This window comes from Microcystis wesenbergii NRERC-220 (assembly GCF_032027425.1).
Lineage (GTDB): Bacteria > Cyanobacteriota > Cyanobacteriia > Cyanobacteriales > Microcystaceae > Microcystis > Microcystis wesenbergii_A.
In genome coordinates this window covers 1634023-1653957 of the sequence record NZ_JAVSJA010000001.1, presented here as the reverse complement: position 1 = coordinate 1653957, position 19935 = coordinate 1634023, and the positions used below count along the sequence as shown (strand labels likewise).

The following is a 19935-nucleotide window of genomic DNA, read 5'->3' as shown; positions in this document are numbered from 1 at the left end:
TCCGGCAATTGGTGGGGCAATCCTAAAGAATTAGCGCTGAAACCCTCAACCCTAGACCGAGAGTCTGATAGATTGATCTAGAAACATGATCGATCGCTCTATCTATGCACAAAATTCCAGTTACTGTGATCACGGGTTTTCTGGGTGCGGGAAAAACTACCCTCATCCGTCATCTACTGCAAAATAATCAAGGCCGACGGGTGGCCGTTATGGTCAATGAATTCGGAGAAGTGGGAATTGATGGTGATTTGTTGAAAAGTTGTCAGACCTGCGATGACAACCCCAACGATAATATTGTGGAACTGACCAACGGTTGTCTGTGCTGTACAGTACAGGAAGAATTTCTCCCCACCATGCAGAAATTGCTAGAGCGACGGCAACAGTTGGATTGTATGCTGATCGAAACTTCGGGGTTAGCTTTACCTAAACCTCTGGTTCAAGCTTTTCGCTGGCCGGAAATCCGCAACGGTGCGACGGTGGACGGAGTAATCACGGTGGTGGATGGTTTTGCTATCGCTAGGGGTCGTCTGGTGGCGGATTTGGACGCTTTAACGGCACAAAGGCAAGCAGACCCCAATTTAGAACACGAAACGCCCATTGAGGAGTTATTTGAGGATCAGTTAGCCTGCGCTGACCTGGTACTCTTAACTAAAACCGATCTCATCAGCGAAATCGAATTAGAAAAAATTATTAATTGGCTGAAAACACAACTGCGATCGACGGTAAAAATAGTTACTTGTGCTGATGGACAAATTAGCCCCGATGTGCTATTGGGATTTAATGCCGCCGTCGAGGATGATTTAGCTAGTCGTCCTAGTCATCATGATCACGAGGAAGAACACGATCACGATGAGGATATCAATTCTGTGCAGTTTTGCCTCGATTCTCCCGTAGATGCCCAAATTTTGACCCAACGGCTCAAAGAATTGGTGGCCCGAGAAGAAATCTATCGGGTCAAGGGATTTGTTAACGTGGCCAATAAACCGATGCGTATGGTGTTACAGGGAGTCGGCGATCGCTTTGATTCTTTCTTCGATCGACCCTGGCAATCCACGGAAATGCGGCAAACTCGCTTGGTCTTTATCGGCCGATCCCTTGATAGTCAGAGAATCGAGCAGGCCTTAACTAGCGTTTGCTGAAGAAGTTTTTCCTAGGGACAGGGTGTGGGGTAGGGAGATTATTTTTATTTATTCTCCCCTCTCCCCTCTCCCCTCTCCCCCTCTACAATAATTACTCGCAGCCAGAAATACGTTGGGGCTTATCATACTTTGTGCTTTTTGTCAAAAAAACTTTTTTTTTGCAATAAAACTACACAAAAAAAAGATCATCGTTATGGGTGAAATTGACTGATTTGACCGTCTTAATTAGGATCACCTTCTAGGTGTGGCAAGGGTTTCAACCATTGCTGCCCAAAAAAGCACAGAATAACCCATTGTGAAATTCTATCAAATCGCTGTAACCCTTGTAACATCGTTGTTAAATAAAAATCTTTCTCAATTAATTCTTAAGAATTTGTAAATATTGCGGAATGTTAATTTAAATATTCTCAAGTTTTTGCAGTCAATAAATAATTTTTGCTTATCTTTGATCAACAGAGGCAGTCCCAATGAAAAAATTTTCACCCCCACAGATGAAAGAGGTTTCTTTCCCTACACCCTACACCCCACACCCTACACCCCACACCCCACACCCCACACCCCACACCCCACTGAAAAAGCTCCGGCGTTCGATCGCCCGGATAGATGGTCGGGGATTTGGGTTAGGGTAGTAAAAGATACAGATTACTCACCCTTCCAGACCAAAAATTATGACGAACACCAGTAACCCGCTGCTTGCCGGTCAAGGATTACCGGCTTTTGACCAAATCCAACCCGGCCTGATTGTCCCTGGGATGACGCAACTTTTGCAGGAACTGGCCGGAGAATTAACCGATCTAGAAGCGCAGATTGCCCCCACTTGGGAAAAATTAGTCGAACCCCTCACCCGGATCGAAGAACGTTTAAGCTGGAGTTGGGGGATTATCGGTCATCTGATGGGGGTAAAAAATAGCCCAGAATTGCGTCAAGCTTACGAAACCGTACAACCGCAGGTAGTCGAGTTTATTAGCCGTTTAAGCCAAAGTAAACCCATTTATGAGGCATTCTCGTCCCTGCGCCAAGGAGAAAGCTGGGGGCAATTAGACGAGGCACAACAGCGCATTGTCGAAGCTTCCCTGCGGGATGCTCAATTGGCCGGGGTGGGATTAGCAGGGGAGAAAAAAGACAGATTTAACGCGATTCAACTGGAATTAGCGGAAATCACCACGAAATTTTCTAATAACATCCTCGATGCCACCAAAGCTTTTCAACTGAAACTAACAACCCCAGAAGATATCGCCGGTTTACCCCCTAGTCTCCTCAGTTTAGCCGCCCAAACCGCCCGCACCCAAGGAGAAACTAACGCCACCCCCGAAACCGGCCCCTGGGTGATTACCCTCGATTTTCCCAGTTATTTCCCCTTTATGAAGTACAGCGATAATCGGGAATTGCGCGAAAAACTCTATAAAGCCTACGTTAGTCGGGCCGATCTGGGAGAATTGGATAATAATCCCTTAATCGATCGCATTTTGCAACTGCGTCAGGAACAGGCCCATCTACTAGGTTATAGTACCTACGCCGAGGTCAGTCTTGCCAGGAAAATGGCCAATTCTGTGGATGAAATCGAGAAATTGCTTGACAATTTGCGCCAAGTCAGCTATGAAGCGGCAAAACAGGATTTAGAGGCCTTAAAAACTTTTGCGGGAACCGACGATCTCAAGCATTGGGATATAGCCTATTGGTCAGAAAAACAGCGTCAGGCCAAGTTTAACTTTAGTGCCGAGGAATTACGCCCCTATTTCCCCCTACCACGGGTTTTAGAAGGCATATTTAGCCTCGCTAAACGGATTTTTGGGGTAGAAATTATCGCCGCCGACGGTAAAGCACCTATCTGGCATCCCGATGTGCGTTATTTCCAGATTAACGACGAAAAGGGCGAAAAAATCGCCTATTTCTACCTCGATGCCTACAGTCGTCCCGCCGAAAAACGCGGCGGTGCTTGGATGGATGTCTGTATCGGTCGCGCCAAAACCGGCACCGAGGTGCGTTTACCCGTGGCTTATTTAATCTGCAATCAAACGCCTCCAGTGGACGGAAACCCCAGTTTAATGACCTTTGAGGAGGTAACTACCCTATTTCACGAATTTGGCCACGGTTTACAGCATATGTTAACCACTGTGGATTATTCTGGCGCGGCGGGTATTAATAACGTTGAGTGGGACGCGGTGGAATTGCCCAGTCAATTTATGGAAAATTGGTGTTATGATCGCCCTACTTTAATGAGTATGGCCAAACACTACCAAACCGGTGAAACTCTCCCCGAACATTACTATCAAAAACTGCTTCTAGCTAAGAATTATATGAGCGGTTCGGCCATGCTGCGTCAGCTACATTTGTCTTTAGTAGATTTGGAATTACACCATCGTTATCAACCCAATGGCGGCGAAACTCCTAAACAAGTCAGACAGCGTTTAGCGGCAACGACGACGATAATTCCTCCCCTACCAGAAGATGCTTTCTTGTGTTCTTTTGGGCATATTTTCGCCGGCGGTTATGCGGCGGGTTACTATAGTTATAAATGGGCAGAAGTTCTCAGCGCCGATGCTTTTGCCGCTTTCGAGGAAGTGGGATTAGATAACGAAGAAGCAGTGAAAGCGATCGGTCGTCGTTTTCGTGATACTGTTTTAGCTATGGGGGGAAGTTCTCATCCTATGAATGTTTTTAAAGCTTTCCGCGGTCGCGAACCTAGTACCGAGCCTCTCCTCCGTCATAGCGGCTTATAAAAGTAGTCAAACACTTTTCTTTGTGGTGCGTTACGGTAATATTTAGCTCTTGATTTTTTCCCTGAAAACAAGGGATTGTCTGACGCACCCTACTTGAATATATTGTGATAACATATCAGGAAAAAAAAGTTAACTAACAGGAGGAAACTGTAATGAGTATCGCATTTTTTCAAGATATTATCGAATCGGTGGAGAGTCTATCCATTGAAGACCAAGATTATTTGTTTGAGCTAATTCGTAAAAGACGCATTGAGAAACGCCGGGAGGAGATGGCTAAAAATGGCGAAGAAACCTTAAAATCTTTAGCGATGGGAACAGCAAAAAAAGGCAGCGCTGAAGAGATAATGGCTTATTTGTTAGAGGATGAAGAATGAAATTAGTTGCTAACAAAAGCTTTAAAAGAGCTTTTCAACGCTTAATCAGCAAAAATCCTCAACTACAAAGCAAGGTATCAGAGGTTCTACATTTGTTAGAAGATAATCCCTTCACCCCTTCTTTAAAATCTCATAAGCTGACAGGTAGATTAGAAGGTTATTGGTCATGTTCTGTTAGTTATGATTGCCGTATTATTTTTACTTTTCGTCAAGATACTGATTCAGGAGAAACTTTAATTGTTATAGTTGATATTGGCAAACACGATCAAGTTTACTAATTTATCTCTTGAATTTGTTCTTTCTTATCAATTGTACAACCACAGTGGGATATCGCCTACTTTTCTAGCGTGCGTTCCTGGAAATTTTTGGGTCTGAAACCCCTTAACTACTATATATTTTTATTAAGAATTATCTGTACCTTGTAACATGAACTCTTAATTCTTAACAAATTACCCTAGATTCTCAGAGAAAAACCGATTATAATAAAGGGAAATGAACAGAACTGCTCGATCAATAGATAACTGATTAATTAAAGTTTTATTACTTTTGATGGCCTGGGATTAAGAGAAGTAAATTTATTCTCGATCGCCTCCTGAAAGTGAGAAGAAATAGTTTTAATAAACAAAGAGTTTTCCACTTGGCAAAAATCCTCTGGGGGCAATACACATGGAAGTTCTAACCGAGACAATTAACCCAACTTCGATCGAACGGGAACCGATCCATCTCTATAACCGAATTCAACCGCACGGGGTGCTTTTAGTTCTCAGCGAACCGGAGCTAAAAGTCAGCCAAACTAGCAGTAATAGCCGCAGTTTATTGGGTATTTCTCCGGGGGAAATTATCGGTAAAACCCTAGAGGAAATCTTCGATCCCTTTCAGATCGATCCTCTGAAATCAGCCATAGAAAATAACGATTTTGATGCTATCAATCCCTCCAAAATTTGGGCGCGGGTTAAAGGGGATGATTTTGCCGTCTTTGATGCTATTTTCCACCGTAACGCCGAACAAATGCTGATTTTAGAGTTAGAACCAGCTATTTCCTATGAAAACATTCCTTTCCTGAGATTCTATCACCTAGCCAAAACTTCGATCGATAAACTTGAAGCCACCCGTAGCCTGAAAGATTTCTGTAATATCATCGTTAAAGAAGTAAGAAAAATGACAGGATTCGATCGAGTTATGTTATACAAATTCGACGAAGAAGATAACGGTGATGTGATAGCAGAAGACAAAATAGAGCAACTAGAACCCTATCTCGGTTTACGTTATCCCGCTTCCGATATCCCTCTCCCGGCACGAAATTTATTAAGTGCTAATTGGATTCGACAGATTCCCGATGCTACCTCTGAACCCGTCGATTTAGTGCCTAGTCTTCACCCCGAAACCCAACAACCCTTAAATTTAACCCTGTCCAGTCTTAGAAGTGCTTCTCCCTGTCATTTAGAATATCTGCATAACATGGGAGTGGGAGCATCTCTAACCATTTCTCTGATTGAAAATAAACGTCTCTGGGGTATTATTGCCTGTCATCACCGCACCCCTAAATATGTACCCTACGAACTCCGTAAAGCTTGTGAGTTCTTAGGAAGAGTAATTTTCTCGGAAATATCGGCACGGGAAGAAACCGAGGATTATGACTATCGAGTGAAATTAACCTTTGTGCAATCGCAATTAATCGATTATATGGCGGAAGCTAATAACTTTATCGATGGATTAATTGCCCATAAACCTAATCTGCTCGATCTAACTAAAGCCACAGGAGCCGCTATTTGTTTAGGCGGCAATTATACCTTAATTGGAGTAACACCGAGCGAAGAAGAACTAAATTATCTGATTACTTGGCTAGAAAAAAACGTCCATGAAGATGTTTACTATACTAATTCCTTACCGCAAATTTATGCCGATGGGGGTAAGTTTAAAGACATTGCCAGTGGTTTACTAGCAATTCCCATTTCTAAACGTAATTATCTCCTCTGGTTTCGTCCAGAAGTAATTCAAACCGTGAACTGGGGTGGTGATCCGGGTAAAGCGATCGAAACGACTGCCATAGATGGTGATATTCGTCTCTGTCCGCGTAAATCTTTCTCCCTCTGGAAAGAAACTGTTCGTCTCAAATCTTTACCCTGGAAAGCAGTAGAAATTAACGCCGCACTAGAATTACGAAAAGCGATCGTCAATATCATCTTAAAACAAGCCGATGAATTGGCACGTTTAGCGCGGGATTTGGAACTATCAAACGCCGAATTAAAAAAATTCGCCTACGTCGCTTCCCACGATTTACAGGAACCCCTCAATCAAGTCGCCAACTATGTGCAGTTGCTAGAAATGCGCTACACCGAAGAACTGGACGAAGATGCTAAAGAATTTATTACTTTTGCCGTCGAAGGTGTCAGCTTGATGCAAACATTAATAGATGATGTGCTGGCTTACTCAAAAGTGGATATGCAGGCGGTAGAGTTTAATACCATCGATGCTAATCTGGCACTGGAAAAAGCTCTCGCTAACCTGAAAGGGAGAATTCAAGAAAGTCAAGCTATAATCACCGTTGATCCTTTGCCAATTGTTATGGCAGATAAAACCCAGTTAATGCAATTGTTCCAAAATCTCATCGGTAATGCCATTAAATTCCGGGGAAAAGCAACTCCCACTATTCATATTGCTGCCCAACGTCAAGAGGAGGAATGGCTGTTCTCTGTCACCGATAATGGAATTGGTATCGATCCCCGATTTTCCGAACGCATTTTCGTGATTTTCCAACGACTGCACACCCGCGACGAGTACCCCGGCACAGGTATGGGTTTGGCGATTTGCAAGAAAATTATCGAGTGTCATCGCGGACGAATTTGGGTAGAATCCCAATTAGGTAAAGGAGCGGTTTTCTATTTTACAATTCCCCTAGGAGGTAACGAGCGTGAGCGCTGGCGAGGACGTGCCACACAAAATTATCTTATTAGTGGAGGACAGCAAAGCTGATATTCGCCTCATCCAAGAGGCATTAAAAACTAGCACCGTCCCGCACGAATTAGTTATCGTTAGGGATGGTGTCAACGCCATGGATTATCTGCGTCGAGAAGGGGAGTATCTCGATTCTCCCCGTCCTAATCTGATTCTTCTCGATCTGAATTTACCAAGAAAAGACGGACGGGAGGTATTAGCGGAAATAAAAAACGATCCCAGTTTAAAAAGAATTCCTGTGGTGGTTTTAACCACTTCTCGCAACGAGGAGGATATTTTTTATAGCTATGAACTGCACGTTAATTGTTATATAACCAAGTCACGCAATCTCAACGATTTGTTCAAAATTGTCAAAAATATCGAGGCTTTTTGGTTAGAAACCGCTACTTTACCCGGGGAGTGAATCATTATCAGTGATCAGTTATCAGTGATCAGTTATCAGTTATCAGGAGTCGGTCGTCAGGAGGCAGGAGGCAGGAGGCAGCTTTATTCTCCCCACACCCTACACCCTACACCCTACACCCCACACCCCACTTCCTAACCTCCGAAATCTCTTTAACTCTTGATTAAAAAATGGGACTCTCGCAGGATATAAAAGTTCTTTTAATCGAGGATAATTTAGCCGAAGCTCGATTATTAAAGGAAATTCTTAAGGGTAATGAAAAAAAAGAATTTCATCTGGTTAATGTCTCAAGATTATCCGAGGCTATTTCCCTGTTACAACAAACAAATTTTGATGTAATTTTATTAGATCTAACTTTACCAGATAGTCAGGGTTTGGAATCCTTAGCTCCCCTTTTGATTACGGCTCCGAAATTGCCGATCGTGGTTTTAACTAATACTAATGATGATAATTTAGCTTTGGCAGCACTGCGTCAGGGAGCGCAGGATTATTTAATTAAAAGAGAAGTAAGTTTAGAAATTTTAACTCGATCGCTATGTTATGCGATCGAACGAAAACAGATGGAGGAAGCTTTACGAGAATCGAACGAAGCTTTAAAAATGAGCGTGATTGAACGCACTAATCAACTGGAAAAAGCTCAGGAATTAAATCAGTTAAAAACTGAATTTGTTTCCATGTTATCCCACGATTTTCGCAATCCTTTAAATAAAATTTTACTCTCGGCTGGATTATTAGAAGAAAGTCGCGATCGGTTGACAAAAGATCAGCAAGTTAGCTATTTTCGCATGATTCGATCGGCCATTAAAGACATGGATCAATTGCTCACAGAAGTGTTATTAATTGGCCGGGCCGATTCTGGGAGATTATACTGTCAATTTGATCTGGTGGATTTGCTGGATTATTGTCAGAAATTGGTAGAATCTTTTACTGTTAAGCCGGAGCCGCAATTAGCAATTATTTTCCAAATTGAGGGCAGCTTAGAAAGAGGACTTTGGGATATAAATTTAATTAAACATATCTTGACAAATTTACTAGGAAATGCTCTCAAATATTCACCCCAAGGAAACCCCGTAGAATTTAAGATTATTGTCGAATCCGAGCAGGTAGTCTTTAAAATTGTCGATCGAGGAATTGGTATTCCCAGCAAAGATCAAGAACATTTATTTAAACCTTTTTATCGCGGTAGCAATGTCGATAATATTCAAGGAACGGGATTAGGATTAGCCATTGTCGGACGCTGTGTGGAAGCGCACAAAGGACAAATTCACTTGGAAAGTGAGGAAGGAAAAGGCACAAAGATCACGGTAATTTTACCGATTATTACCGACATTGAACACCTAAATTGAGATGAACGATAGGGTGGCACCACAATTTTTTTTTCTGCTGCCCCTCTGCCCTAGGGTTGATTCATAGTAGGGTTGATTCATGAATCAACCCTACCTCTCCCCTCTCCCCACTCCCCTTCCATAGGATCGAGGATCACCCTGAGCGTTCATCCGATCGAGTGATTTTCGGGAAAAGTGTTAAAAAAGATTGCTGTTTGTAAAGACAACTGTTACCGTAGGTTCAAGAGTGCGCTTTGAAGGAGGAAAAATCCCATGCACCCTAACCTATCCATCTATCCCCCGATTGCTTCACTACTTATGTAGGGCATAGATGCACAAATCAAAGATTTCAGAAGCAAAACCAATAAATTTCTGTACTGTTGCTTAAAACAGGAGTTTGATCATGAAATTACAGGGAAAAACAGCCCTAGTCACGGGGGCATCCCGGGGCATTGGACGAGCGATCGCCTTAGAATTAGCCCGACAAGGTTTAAGCAGAATTGTGATTGTTGCCAGAGATCAAGAGCGATTAGAAAAACTAGCCAAAGAAATTGAGTCCCTAGGGGTCATTGCCACACCTTTAGCCCTAGATTTAACCGAAAATGACCTTGTTAGTCCTTCAATTATCCGCGTTTGGCAAGAATGCCGCGGCATCGATATCCTCGTTAACTGTGCCGGTATTGCCCATCAAACCCCCTTTCTACGCTCGCAATTTTCGCAAGTGCAAGCAGAAATATCTTTAAATCTGATGGCCCTGTACACGGTTACTCGCTTAATTGCCCGCCGGATGGCAATTCGGGGACAGGGAACGATTGTCAATGTTTCCAGCATGATGGGTAAAATTGCCGCTCCTAGCTTTGCTACCTACTCGGCCACCAAATTTGCCATTTTGGGTTTTAGTCAAGCTCTCAGGTCGGAATTACGGGAACACAACATCAAAGTTGTCACCCTCTTACCCTCTTTAACCGATACGGATATGGTGCGAGAATTGCAGTTATTTCGATGGTTAAAACCGATGAGCGCCGAAGAAGTCGCCCAAACCCTAATTACCGGGTTAAATAGGGACAAAACGGAAATTGTCGTCGGTTGGCAAAGTCATCTAGCTCTTTGGTGTCAAAAATTGGCCCCGAAACTGCTCGAGAAAATTGTCGATTTAGCCTCTCCCTTACGCCAAAGCAAAGGAAAGCGAGGATGGCGAGAAGTGTTTAACTAGGGTTTAATTAAATCCATCAGGGTGAGCATGGCTCACCCTAATCACCTTAACCAACAGGCAATTAAACAGCTGTCAGGGTTTTTTCTAGAAGTTGTCGGGGAGCTTGAACCGAACCACGACAGTGGATTTCGGCAGAATTATTGGGACTTTCAATCAGTTTAACTTTATCCAATTCGGCTCCTAATTGGCGGATCGGTTCCTCTAATAGTTGAGCGATATGTAGGGCAATATTTTCCGCGGTGGGAACCACTTCGGCAAAGTAGGGAATATCCTTATTTAAAAAAGTATGATCGAAGGGTTCTACTACCAATTCATCGATCGCTTTTTGTAAATCCCCTAGATCTACAATCATACCGGTGCGGGGATCGATTTCTCCCGCCACGGATACTTCTAGGTGATAATTATGACCATGACCGTTTACCCTGGCGCATTTGCCGTAGATTTCCGAGTTTTGTTCCAGGGTTAATTGCGGTAAAGCCAAACGATGAGCGGCACTAAAATGGGTTTTGATAGTTAAAGTTGCTTCCATATCTTTTCCTTGATATTCTGCCCACAATTCGGGGTGTTCAAATAGTTGAATTTTGACTAATGGTAAATAGGGTGCTAATCTTTGCCAGATAACTCTGGCGATATTTTCTGTGGTGGGTAGGGTTTGCTGAAATTCCGGCCAGACTTGATTGAGATAGGAGTAGTCTAATTGACTGGTTATCTCTCGTTTAATTACCTGTTTAACGGTGGAGAGATTCTCCACCATGCCATAAGGATTGAGTTCTTTGTATAGGGAGACATATAATTCGTAATTGTGACCATGACCGGGAAAACGGCTACCAAGACCAAAACGTCTTTGATTTTCGGCTTCGTCCCATTCTGGCAGATAATAGCGATGGCTGGCTGAAAACCGCGCTCGACGATTGATGATGCAATCCATAAATGTGGGCGATCGATGACTTTGTAAAGTTACGTTAAGAGCAACTTTTTCTAGCATAAACCAGTTTTGTCTCCTCCGGCTTGCGGACCGGAGAAAGTTATCCCTCAATTCCGGCAGAATGCGATCGCTGTGAGTCGATAAGTAGTCGTGCAAAATTAATTTCCTAGTCGAGACAGGAGACTCCGAGACAGGAGACAGGAGACGGGAGACGGGATACAGCTATTAGGGATCGGATTTGAGTTTTCAGTTCACTGTTTCCTCACATCAGAAGTCTGACGGAGTAGTGGCTTAGATGTGTAATTAATTTTGCTTAGTTACTTAGTGAGAAAATTTATCTTTGAGAAGGCAAAGGAATTGCTTTTTTACCACTATAGCAAAGAGCGGGATAGTTAGGACATAATAGAGAAAAAGAAATGAGGAGAAGCTTTCATGGCAGCACCCTATAGTGATGATTTAAGACAGAAAGCAGTGAGTGCCGTAGAGCGAGGGGAGAAAAAAAGCCATGTCTGTCGCACCCTCAATATTAGTCGTAATACATTAGACCTATGGCTGAAACGGAAGAAACAAACTGGGACGGTGGCCGCTAAAACTAACTATCGTCGAGGGCCGAAGCCCAAAATTGACGATTTAGAAGCCTTTCAAAAGTTGGCCGAACAATATGGGCATTTGACCCAAGAAAAAATGGCGCAAAAATGGGCTAACCCAGTCAGTAGGATGAGAATTGGTCAAGCGCTCAAAAGAATTGGATTTACTAGAAAAAAAGGCTCTTCGTTACTCTTTATGCTAAATCAACAGACAAGATGCCAAGATAACATACTTCTAACCCAAAAATTCCGAAAGTTTCTAAAGCCATAGCCTCGCCGTTTTATTAGTTTAAGTTTATTGTTGATTCCCTCGACTAATCCATTCGTTGTTCTTCGCTCGAAATAACTAATGATTTCTCCAAACCAGTTTCGGATTGTTTGACAACTCTTGGTAAAAACAATGGAGGATTTTGCCAACCATTCCGAGATAGATAGCAGTCCTTCTGTCGGATTCTCTGAGGTTTCATAAATCTTTCTGAATTCTTCCTTTAATTCCGGCATCTTTTTCAAATTTGGCCAATTTTCTTTGATAGCTTCTCGTTTAATTTTTTGGGGTTCCGTTCAATCTTCTTCATTTTTTAATAGGCTATATTTACTTCGCTTTAAAACTTCTAGCTTCGCTTCTTTTTCCGCTTTCTGTTTTTTATTTTTCTGCGCTTCTACGGCTCTTTTTTCTGCTCTTCTCTGTTCGTCTAACTCTTGATTAATTTGTTTCATTACATGGAATCTATCGGCGACTAATTCAACCGATGACATCAATTCTTTCACCAAATTTTTATAGGGCAACCAAAGGTCTATGCTCACTTCTTCAATTGGCTCTAACACCTCTTTTCCCCAGCCTGTAAGCGTTTTTCTCAACTCCTCTTGTGTTCGCTTCTCTAGAATAGCTATTAGTTTTCCCGTATCTAAATTTACTAAAACCGCACAGTAATTTTTTTGTCCTTTGACTAGAGCGATTTCATCAATTCCTAGTCTTTTTAATTCCGATAGGTCTGGCTCGGTAATTTCTTCAGCAATGTCCTCTAGCCTTCTTTGAATCTCTTCTTCCGTTACGTCATTTATTCGACTAACATTTAAAATATCTCCTGATTTTAATTGTTCGAGTATATTTTCGGCTAGTCTTTTCGTATAGGTTCGTTTACTGGCGACAAAATCTAACTCTTCGCTCAAGGGTTTTCGACAATTATCGCACTTAAATTGACGACGATTAACTTGTAGGTACACTGGTTGTCCTGAGATTGGTAAATCTTTGACTAAATATCGATGATTTTGGTGTAGTTTATCGCTCTCTAACCCACAACGAGGACAGATTGCTTTTTTCTTTTTCGATTCGACTGGTCAAACTATACCGACATTTTCTAGGTGTCGATAGCCTTGAATAGAGGTTCCTTCTAGGTTCAAAAATTTGTCAAGTATCATAAGTAAAATACTCTGGTTTTTGGCTATTATATCAAATCTTAACTCGATTGTCTATCTTTTGGTATTAACCTGTTTGTGTCTAAAATCTCTCCCTGTATAAATTTCAGCTATTTTTGAGCGTAGGCACTATCATCGAATTTTATTTGAAGTTAATTATTTGCATAACAATTACCGAAGAGCCGTAAAAAAAAACTTATGGCTACAGAGAAAGAGATGAAGAAGCCCGAAAAGAGTTTCTCCAAAAAATCAGAGGTTATGCCCCGGAAAGATTTGTCTATATTGATGAAGCTGGAATAGATAACACCATCGATTATCCTTATGGATATTGTCACAAATCAGAAAGATTTGAGGCTTTAAAGTTAGGTCACTGTAGCGAACGAGTTAGTGTGATCAGCGGTTGGTGGCGTGGTTCCACGATTCGCGCCAATGGTGTTTGAGGGGTACTGTAATACAGAGTTGGTGTGTGAGTGGATAGAACAATTGCTATTACCCGAACTACTACCCGGTCAAATTATCATCATTGATAACGCCAGTTTTCATCCCAAAGAGAGAATCAAAAAATTGTTAGCTAAAGCGGGATGTGAAGTGCTATTTTTACCCGCCTATTCTCCAGACCTCAACAAAATTGAAAAGTTCTGGGCTAGATTGAAAAACTATGTTAGTCAGATTATCAATGATAGTGAAAACCTTGTGGATGCTGTGAGTAAAGCCTTCAGGCATCTGTCCTAACTAACTCGTTCTATGCCATATTACCCGAACTACTACCCGGTCAAATTATCATCATTAATAACGCCAGTTTTCATCCCAAAGAGAGAATCAAAAAATTGTTAGCTAAAGCGGGATGTGAAGTGCTATTTTTACCCGCCTATTCTCCAGACCTCAACAAAATTGAAAAGTTCTGGGCTAGATTGAAAAACTATGTTAGTCAGATTATCAATGATAGTGAAAACCTTGTGGATGCTGTGAGTAAAGCCTTCAGGTATCTGTCCTAACTAACTCGTTCTATGCCATATTACCCGAACTACTACCCGGTCAAATTATCATCATTGATAACGCCAGTTTTCATCCCAAAGAGAGAATCAAAAAATTGTTAGCTAAAGCGGGATGTGAAGTGCTATTTTTACCCGCCTATTCTCCAGACCTCAACAAAATTGAAAAGTTCTGGGCTAGATTGAAAAACTATGTTAGTCAGATTATCAATGATAGTGAAAACCTTGTGGATGCTGTGAGTAAAGCCTTCAGGCATCTGTCCTAACTAACTCGTTCTATGCCATAGTCAGATTATCAATGATAGTGAAAACCTTGTGGATGCTGTGAGTAAAGCCTTCAGGCATCTGTCCTAACTAACTCGTTCTATGCCATAAAATAAACTTTCTAGCTTCTTCAATATTAATCATCACTTCCTCTAAAGTTTCCCCCTGAGTAATACAACCATCTAAATCTGGAATTAACGCGGTGTATCCGCTCTCTTCTTCGGGATAAATTGAAATCGGATATTTAAGAGATAAAAAGTATTCTAATATTGGTGTTCCATCGATAGGTCTAAATAGGTTTGACTAAATCGCCAACTTGAGCATTATCAAAAGGTTTTAATTCATCGGATTCTACCACTTCAGATTTATAACTCCTCAATCCCAAAGAAGAATTTTCTATTCTTTTTCTATAAGTTTTTTTCTGATCGGTTTCAATTATAGATATTTTATCTTGAACGAAAATAATTCTTCCCGTACCTCTTACTAATTCGAGAAACCCTAAAGATTCGCCAGTATGGGGATCTAATATTTCTTCGTCATCGATACGATAAACCATCATTCTTTGACCTTCTCGAATTCCGTTCTGTTCACCTCTATTCATTACTAATTTATAGTCGTCAATAACCTTAACGACAGTGGCAGGAAAAGTTCCTTTGGGGGATAAAAGGGGAGTTTCTGTGACGTTTTCCATATTTTCCTCTACAGGTTTAATTATTTTTTATAAATACTCGGTTTGACTTTGATTCTTTGAATAATTGTATCGTCGTTATTAGCTAATCCGTCTAAAACATTTTGATAGCCCGCTTCTGGCTGGTCGAGAACTGTCTGTATTTTTTGATCGCTTTGTACATTTTTAACAACCCCCTCACCGATTAATACTTCAAACCCATCTTCGTCCGTATAGTAAAACGATATCATTAGTTGAGCGGCAAATAAATTGGAGGCTTCGAGTAAGCATTGAATATTATTATTTGCGTCCTTTTGAACTCGTAGGATTTTCGGAATAATATTTTGCTTGACTCTTTGATATTCTTCTAGTGCCGTTTGTAACGCTGTAATTAGAGTTGCTATAACTAATATAGCTATCGTGATTATAACAAAAAGAACCACTAGAGGAATAGGTGTCTGCCCAGCAAATGCCCACGCAAGTAAACTAGCGACAAAACCCAGGAATCCCAGCACCAATGACTGAATTCCTAAAAAACTAGACCAAATTAACCCCCAAAAGTTATTTTTCATCTTTGTTCAAAACTCAAGAGACCGGTGATTAGCCAGTCTCTCAAGTCTTATCTATCTATTCTACTCGATTCCTTCGATACGGTCCTCCACTTCTTGATAAAGTTCCTGTAAGCGGTCTAAATTCTCTTGAGAAGTTTCCCAGTAACCGCGACCATTAACTTCTAACAGGGTTCCCACCATCTTGCGGAAAGAATTAGGATTGAGATTCATCAGACGCTGACACATTTCCTCATCTTGAATAAAAGTGGTGTTGACATCTTCATACACCCAATTATCCACCGCGTCAGCAGTTGCAGACCAACCCATCGTATTAACCAAACGCTTCGATAATTCTCGGACTCCTTCGTAACCGTGACTTAACATTCCCTCGTACCATTTGGGATTGAGTAACTTGGTGCGGGTATCCAAGCGCACGGTTTCCGATAAAGTACGCACCTGAGCGTTAGCGGTGGTAGTATCGGCAATATAGGCCGCCGGTTTTTTGCCATCATCGCGTAAACTAGCGACAACTTTCGTCGGGTCCGAGTCGAAATAGTGGGAAACATCGGTTAAACTAATCTCGCTAGAATCCAAGTTTTGGAAAGTTGCCTCCGCAGTTTTTAAAGATGCTTCAAACAACCGACGATTATCGGCCATCATCCCAGGATTATCCGAGTCGAAAGCAAAACCCTTGCGGTTGAGATACATATTCTGTAACTCTTTTTCATCTTCCCAACTGCTATTTTCCACCGCGAGATTGATGTTAGAAGAATAAGAACCAGAAGCATTAGAAAAGATGCGGGTGGCTGCCTGTCGAACCGTTAAACCCATTTCTTTTGCTTGTTCAATAGCGTGTTTACGGACATAATTCATCTCCATCGGTTCATTTGCTTCCGCGGCCATTTTTACCCCTTGGTCAAGCAAATTCATCTGATTGATAAATAAATCCCGGAAAACACCAGAACAATTGACCACCACATCAATGCGCGGTCTTCCTAATTCCTCTAGGGGAATCAATTCCAATTTATTCACCCGTCCCAAAGCATCGGGAACAGGACGAACCCCCACCATCCAGAGAATTTGTGCTAGGGATTCCCCATAAGTTTTGATATTATCAGTTCCCCAGAGAACACAAGCGATGGTTTCAGGATATTTACCGCCATTATCCAGTTTTTGCCGCTCTAACAGACGATCCACCACGATTTTAGCCGATTTTACCGCCGCTAGGGTCGGGATAGACTGGGGATCTAAAGCGTGGATATTTTTACCCGTCGGTAAAACTCCGGGGTTGCGGATGGGGTCGCCACCAGGACCGGGAAGAACGTATTCCCCTTCCAATGCTTTTAATAGCGCCCCCAATTCATTATCGGCACAGACCTGTTCTAAACAGAATTCTAGGTATTCAAACAGGGGTTTTAATGCCACCGGATCAACTTGTGGATAACCCATCGACCGTAAAGTTTCGATCCAAGGCGATCTTTTGCCTATATTCAAGAAATTCAGCTTAGAAAGCATCGATACCCGACCTTCTGGGTCAGTTTGGGACTTGACTAAAGCAGCAACAGCAGCACGAGTCGCTAGGGTGATGTTTTGCAGTAATTCCACATCCTCTAACACCCCTCGATCGCTATTGCGATAAACTTCCTCTAGATCCCGGCCGATGCTGTTGGCAATAATCCGGGGTAAGGAAAGTAAATCGTCCTCTTCCCGGTCTAAACTGGCAATATTGACCAAAGTTGCCACCGCCTCTTCCGCCGAGGGGGGTTTCCCAATAACATGAAGTCCGCAGGGAAGCAAGCGCGATTCAATTTCCATCAGTTTGCGATAGACCGAACCGACGATATTATCCCGTTCCTCTTGACTGAGATGGGCAGTGTCACCATCAGGTAAACTTATATCTTTGTCGAGATTGACCAATAAACATTTATCGACAATAGTATTGACAATTTGCACCCCACGTCCACTATCCTTCAGAGTTTGGTAGGAACCGATCAACTCGCTTAGTTCTTTTAACCCTTTGTAGAGTCCGGCATTTTCTGCGGGGGGAGTGAGATAGGAAATAGTTTCCGCATAACTGCGACGTTTAGCGATCGTCGCTTCGCTGGGGTTATTAGCGGCATAATAGTAGAGATTGGGAATCATCCCGATGAGGTTATCGGGGTAGCATTCCCCAGACATTCCCATCTGTTTCCCCGGCATAAATTCTAGGGATCCGTGGGTGCCAAAATGGAGAACCGCATCTGCTTTCCAGACTTGATTGAGATAGGTATAGTAGGCTGCAAAACCGTGGTGAGGACTAGCAGAACGAGAAAAGAGCAGACGCATGGGATCCCCTTCATAACCGAAGGTGGGTTGAACCCCGATAAAGACGTTACCGAATTCTTTGCCGTAGATTAACAGATTCTGTCCATCACTGTTGAGGTGTCCAGGTGGTGGTCCCCAATTTTCCTCTAAACGGACGGAATAGGGGGTTAAACGTTCGTATTCCGGTACGGACATCCGATAGGCGATATTTAGCTCCGGACTATGGTATTGTGCTTGAGCATCATGGATTACCGCTTCCATCAGTTCCCGGGGAGATGCGGGTAAGTCCTGCAAGTCATAACCATTATTTTGTAACGCTTTCATCACCTCGTAGATAGAACCGAACACATCTAGATAGGCTGCAGTTCCCACATTCCCCTTATCGGGGGGGAAACTAAAGACGGTGATGGCGACTTTTTTATTGAGTTTCGGTTTCTTTCTTAAATTGGCCCATTTTAGCGCCCGTTGAGCGATCGCTTCCACCCGATCCTGTAAAGCGATCGCTTTACCCGTGGCCCCATCCCGGCCCGATAATATAATAGGTTCGATCGCACCGTCTAATTCGGGAATGGCAATCTGTAGCGCCACTTGAATCGGGTGTAACCCCAAATCGCTTTCTTCCCATTCCTGAGTGGTTTGGAAAACTAGCGGTAACGCGCACATATAGGGACGATTGAGACGTTTTAAAGATTCTATCGCTTTCGGATGATCTTGTCGCGCTGGACCCCCCACTAAAGCAAATCCTGTCAGGGAAATTACCGTATCAACGATAGCAACCGCCCCTTCGGCTTGGCTCAGGGCAAGTTCCACTCCTTTTAAGCTTTTATCCCAGAAGTATTCTTCTACCGGTTTAGAAAAATCTAATCCCCCAGCAAAAACAGGAAGAACTCGCGCACCCATAGACTCGAATTCCTGCACGAGAGCGACATAATGAGCGTCATCACCAGTAACGAGGTGAGTTCTCTGTAAAATTAAGCCAACACAGGGAGCTAAGGGTTCTTTCAGGTCATCAGCAATATCACTGCGGTTATTGTACCAAGCGAAGTATTCCTTGACATCCTCGAACATTTTCAGGGATAAAGGATGCCAGATACCCATATCTGGATAAACTACCGGTTCTTTGTAAACTACACTGTCATCCTTATTATCAAAGACGTACTTATCGGCCAACATTAACAGAAAATTCTCTAAATTTTCTGCCGAACCTCCCAGCCAATACTGGAAACTTAACATAAAGTTGCGTGCGTCCTGAGCTTTTTCCATGGGGAGGTATTTCAGGACTTGCGGTAAAGTTCGCAATAACTTTAACATCGCATCTTGGAAACCAGCGCCAGAGTTTGACCTGCGCTTTTTCATAAAGTTAGCGATGACACTCTTAGACTGTCCCAATTGGGCCATGGAAAAGCTGCCTAATTTATTTAAGCGCATTACCTGGGGCATGGAGGGAAAGATTATCGCTGCGTCTAATTTATCCCGATGGGGACTGACAGCGGCCACGACTTTATCGGCTAAATCTTCGATAAAGATGAGAGAAGCAATGAAAATATTAGCTTTGGCTACATCCTCTTGAAAATTGCGATAATTTTCCCCATCGCGCAGTTCTTCGATTAAATAACCACTAATTTCGATCGCTAGTTTCGGGTTGTTAGCGTTGATTTCCCTGACCGCACTACTCAGCGCACTTTGGTACTGAGGTTCTAGCACGACATAGACCACCTTGACCAGCGATCGACCATTCAACCCGTCGGGAACTATGTGACGAATGGTGGACTTGACGTGAGTGAACATATATGATGGTTCTCCTTATGATTGCTGAGTCTGGTATGAAGTGATTTTCGTCATCTGATGACGATCGCCCTTTGTTTAAGGTATTTGGATATATATGTTTCTGTTTTGTATCAGAAAATGTCACCCAAGTGAGTATTTACTCTGGGTTTTGACACAATTCGATAAATATCTTGCCATATTTTGTAACAGATGGTAAAGAGCTTTTTGAGTAACTACTCAGGCTTTTCTTTACAAAAATTAATATTTAATCTATTGACTTTTAATTACAAAAGTGTTATTAATCAGCACCTCAGACGAGATGTCCCTGTTCAA

The 19935-nt window shown here is 42.4% G+C and carries 17 protein-coding genes and 1 pseudogene; 12 read left to right on the top strand and 6 right to left on the bottom strand.

Annotated elements, in window-relative coordinates:
• Nucleotides 1–104: 104 nt before the first annotated feature.
• The 8 genes from cobW (at nt 105) to RAM70_RS07985 (ending at nt 10129) form a co-directional block, all read left to right on the top strand.
• On the top strand, nt 105–1139 hold the full coding sequence (cobW, locus tag RAM70_RS08020; RefSeq protein ID WP_312673187.1) for a cobalamin biosynthesis protein CobW: 1035 nt from the start codon (nt 105–107) through the stop codon (nt 1137–1139).
• 668 nt (nt 1140–1807) lie between these two features.
• Nucleotides 1808–3859, top strand: coding sequence for a M3 family metallopeptidase (locus RAM70_RS08015; protein WP_312673185.1), 2052 nt, complete (start codon nt 1808–1810; stop codon nt 3857–3859).
• A 152-nt stretch (nt 3860–4011) separates the two neighbouring features.
• Nucleotides 4012–4233 carry a hypothetical protein gene (locus RAM70_RS08010; protein ID WP_045362580.1) on the top strand — a complete coding sequence of 74 codons (222 nt, stop codon included), beginning with the start codon at nt 4012–4014 and terminating at the stop codon, nt 4231–4233.
• Nucleotides 4230–4511, top strand: a complete 282-nt coding sequence (locus RAM70_RS08005; protein ID WP_045362582.1) for a type II toxin-antitoxin system RelE/ParE family toxin — start codon at nt 4230–4232, stop codon at nt 4509–4511. The genes RAM70_RS08010 and RAM70_RS08005 overlap by 4 nt, the downstream gene beginning before the upstream one ends.
• Nucleotides 4512–4899: 388 nt before the next feature.
• Nucleotides 4900–7206 (top strand): sensor histidine kinase, encoded by a 2307-nt coding sequence (locus RAM70_RS08000; RefSeq protein WP_045362584.1) that lies wholly within the window; start codon nt 4900–4902, stop codon nt 7204–7206.
• Entirely contained in the window at nt 7145–7591 is a 447-nt protein-coding gene (locus RAM70_RS07995; RefSeq protein ID WP_002758488.1) for a response regulator, read from the top strand. The genes RAM70_RS08000 and RAM70_RS07995 overlap by 62 nt, the downstream gene beginning before the upstream one ends.
• Nucleotides 7592–7761: 170 nt before the next feature.
• Nucleotides 7762–8937: a hybrid sensor histidine kinase/response regulator gene (locus RAM70_RS07990; protein ID WP_045362586.1), complete on the top strand. Its 1176-nt coding sequence runs from the start codon at nt 7762–7764 to the stop codon at nt 8935–8937.
• 382 nt (nt 8938–9319) lie between these two features.
• Complete coding sequence (locus tag RAM70_RS07985; RefSeq protein ID WP_002758498.1) at nt 9320–10129, top strand: SDR family NAD(P)-dependent oxidoreductase; 810 nt, start codon at nt 9320–9322, stop codon at nt 10127–10129.
• Between the two features lie 61 nt (nt 10130–10190).
• Here the strand turns inward: RAM70_RS07985 and RAM70_RS07980 are convergent, their stop codons facing one another.
• Nucleotides 10191–11057 (bottom strand): 6-pyruvoyl trahydropterin synthase family protein, encoded by an 867-nt coding sequence (locus tag RAM70_RS07980; protein WP_190381904.1) that lies wholly within the window; start codon nt 11055–11057, stop codon nt 10191–10193.
• A gap of 429 nt (nt 11058–11486) precedes the next feature.
• On the opposite strand from RAM70_RS07980, the gene RAM70_RS07975 reads away from it, so the two are divergent.
• Nucleotides 11487–11912, top strand: coding sequence for an IS630 transposase-related protein (locus tag RAM70_RS07975; protein ID WP_312672158.1), 426 nt, complete (start codon nt 11487–11489; stop codon nt 11910–11912).
• Here RAM70_RS07975 and RAM70_RS07970 read toward each other — a convergent pair.
• A pseudogene (locus tag RAM70_RS07970) lies at nt 11846–13060 on the bottom strand (ISL3 family transposase). The gene RAM70_RS07975 and the pseudogene RAM70_RS07970 overlap by 67 nt on opposite strands.
• A 405-nt stretch (nt 13061–13465) precedes the next feature.
• Between RAM70_RS07970 and RAM70_RS07965 the strand changes: the two are divergent.
• Genes RAM70_RS07965 through RAM70_RS07955 form a run of 3 tightly spaced genes read left to right on the top strand, consistent with a single transcriptional unit; the run spans nt 13466 to nt 14315 of the window.
• Nucleotides 13466–13789, top strand: a complete 324-nt coding sequence (locus tag RAM70_RS07965; RefSeq protein WP_376750879.1) for a transposase — start codon at nt 13466–13468, stop codon at nt 13787–13789.
• A gap of 17 nt (nt 13790–13806) precedes the next feature.
• A complete protein-coding gene (locus RAM70_RS07960; protein ID WP_312675775.1) occupies nt 13807–14052 on the top strand; it encodes a transposase in 246 nt (81 codons plus the stop codon).
• 17 nt (nt 14053–14069) lie between these two features.
• On the top strand, nt 14070–14315 hold the full coding sequence (locus RAM70_RS07955; RefSeq protein WP_376750906.1) for a transposase: 246 nt from the start codon (nt 14070–14072) through the stop codon (nt 14313–14315).
• An 88-nt stretch (nt 14316–14403) separates the two neighbouring features.
• Here RAM70_RS07955 and RAM70_RS07950 read toward each other — a convergent pair whose 3' ends face one another.
• Genes RAM70_RS07950 through RAM70_RS07935 form a run of 4 tightly spaced genes read right to left on the bottom strand, consistent with a single transcriptional unit; the run spans nt 14404 to nt 19623 of the window.
• Nucleotides 14404–14598, bottom strand: a complete 195-nt coding sequence (locus RAM70_RS07950; protein WP_312675846.1) for a type II toxin-antitoxin system HicB family antitoxin — start codon at nt 14596–14598, stop codon at nt 14404–14406.
• Between the two features lie 4 nt (nt 14599–14602).
• A complete protein-coding gene (locus RAM70_RS07945) occupies nt 14603–15004 on the bottom strand; it encodes a hypothetical protein (protein WP_287730986.1) in 402 nt (133 codons plus the stop codon).
• A 20-nt stretch (nt 15005–15024) separates the two neighbouring features.
• Entirely contained in the window at nt 15025–15552 is a 528-nt protein-coding gene (locus RAM70_RS07940; RefSeq protein WP_287999895.1) for a hypothetical protein, read from the bottom strand.
• A 60-nt stretch (nt 15553–15612) separates the two neighbouring features.
• The gene (locus RAM70_RS07935; RefSeq protein WP_312673176.1) at nt 15613–19623 is read right to left on the bottom strand and encodes a magnesium chelatase subunit H; all 4011 of its coding nucleotides are present in this window, start codon (nt 19621–19623) and stop codon (nt 15613–15615) included.
• Nucleotides 19624–19935: the final 312 nt, after the last annotated feature.

Excerpts from the sequence above, each read along its gene's own strand:
- RAM70_RS08005 (WP_045362582.1), top strand. The coding sequence starts at position 4,230 with ATGAAATTAGTTGCTAACAAAAGCTTTAAAAGAGCTTTTCAACGCTTA.
- RAM70_RS07945 (WP_287730986.1), bottom strand. The coding sequence starts at position 15,004 with ATGGAAAACGTCACAGAAACTCCCCTTTTATCCCCCAAAGGAACTTTT.
- RAM70_RS07940 (WP_287999895.1), bottom strand. The coding sequence starts at position 15,552 with ATGAAAAATAACTTTTGGGGGTTAATTTGGTCTAGTTTTTTAGGAATT.
- RAM70_RS07985 (WP_002758498.1), top strand. The coding sequence starts at position 9,320 with ATGAAATTACAGGGAAAAACAGCCCTAGTCACGGGGGCATCCCGGGGC.
- cobW (WP_312673187.1), top strand. The coding sequence starts at position 105 with ATGCACAAAATTCCAGTTACTGTGATCACGGGTTTTCTGGGTGCGGGA.
- RAM70_RS08010 (WP_045362580.1), top strand. The coding sequence starts at position 4,012 with ATGAGTATCGCATTTTTTCAAGATATTATCGAATCGGTGGAGAGTCTA.
- RAM70_RS07980 (WP_190381904.1), bottom strand. The coding sequence starts at position 11,057 with ATGGATTGCATCATCAATCGTCGAGCGCGGTTTTCAGCCAGCCATCGC.
- RAM70_RS07990 (WP_045362586.1), top strand. The coding sequence starts at position 7,762 with ATGGGACTCTCGCAGGATATAAAAGTTCTTTTAATCGAGGATAATTTA.
- RAM70_RS08000 (WP_045362584.1), top strand. The coding sequence starts at position 4,900 with ATGGAAGTTCTAACCGAGACAATTAACCCAACTTCGATCGAACGGGAA.
- RAM70_RS07935 (WP_312673176.1), bottom strand. The coding sequence starts at position 19,623 with ATGTTCACTCACGTCAAGTCCACCATTCGTCACATAGTTCCCGACGGG.
- RAM70_RS08015 (WP_312673185.1), top strand. The coding sequence starts at position 1,808 with ATGACGAACACCAGTAACCCGCTGCTTGCCGGTCAAGGATTACCGGCT.
- RAM70_RS07975 (WP_312672158.1), top strand. The coding sequence starts at position 11,487 with ATGGCAGCACCCTATAGTGATGATTTAAGACAGAAAGCAGTGAGTGCC.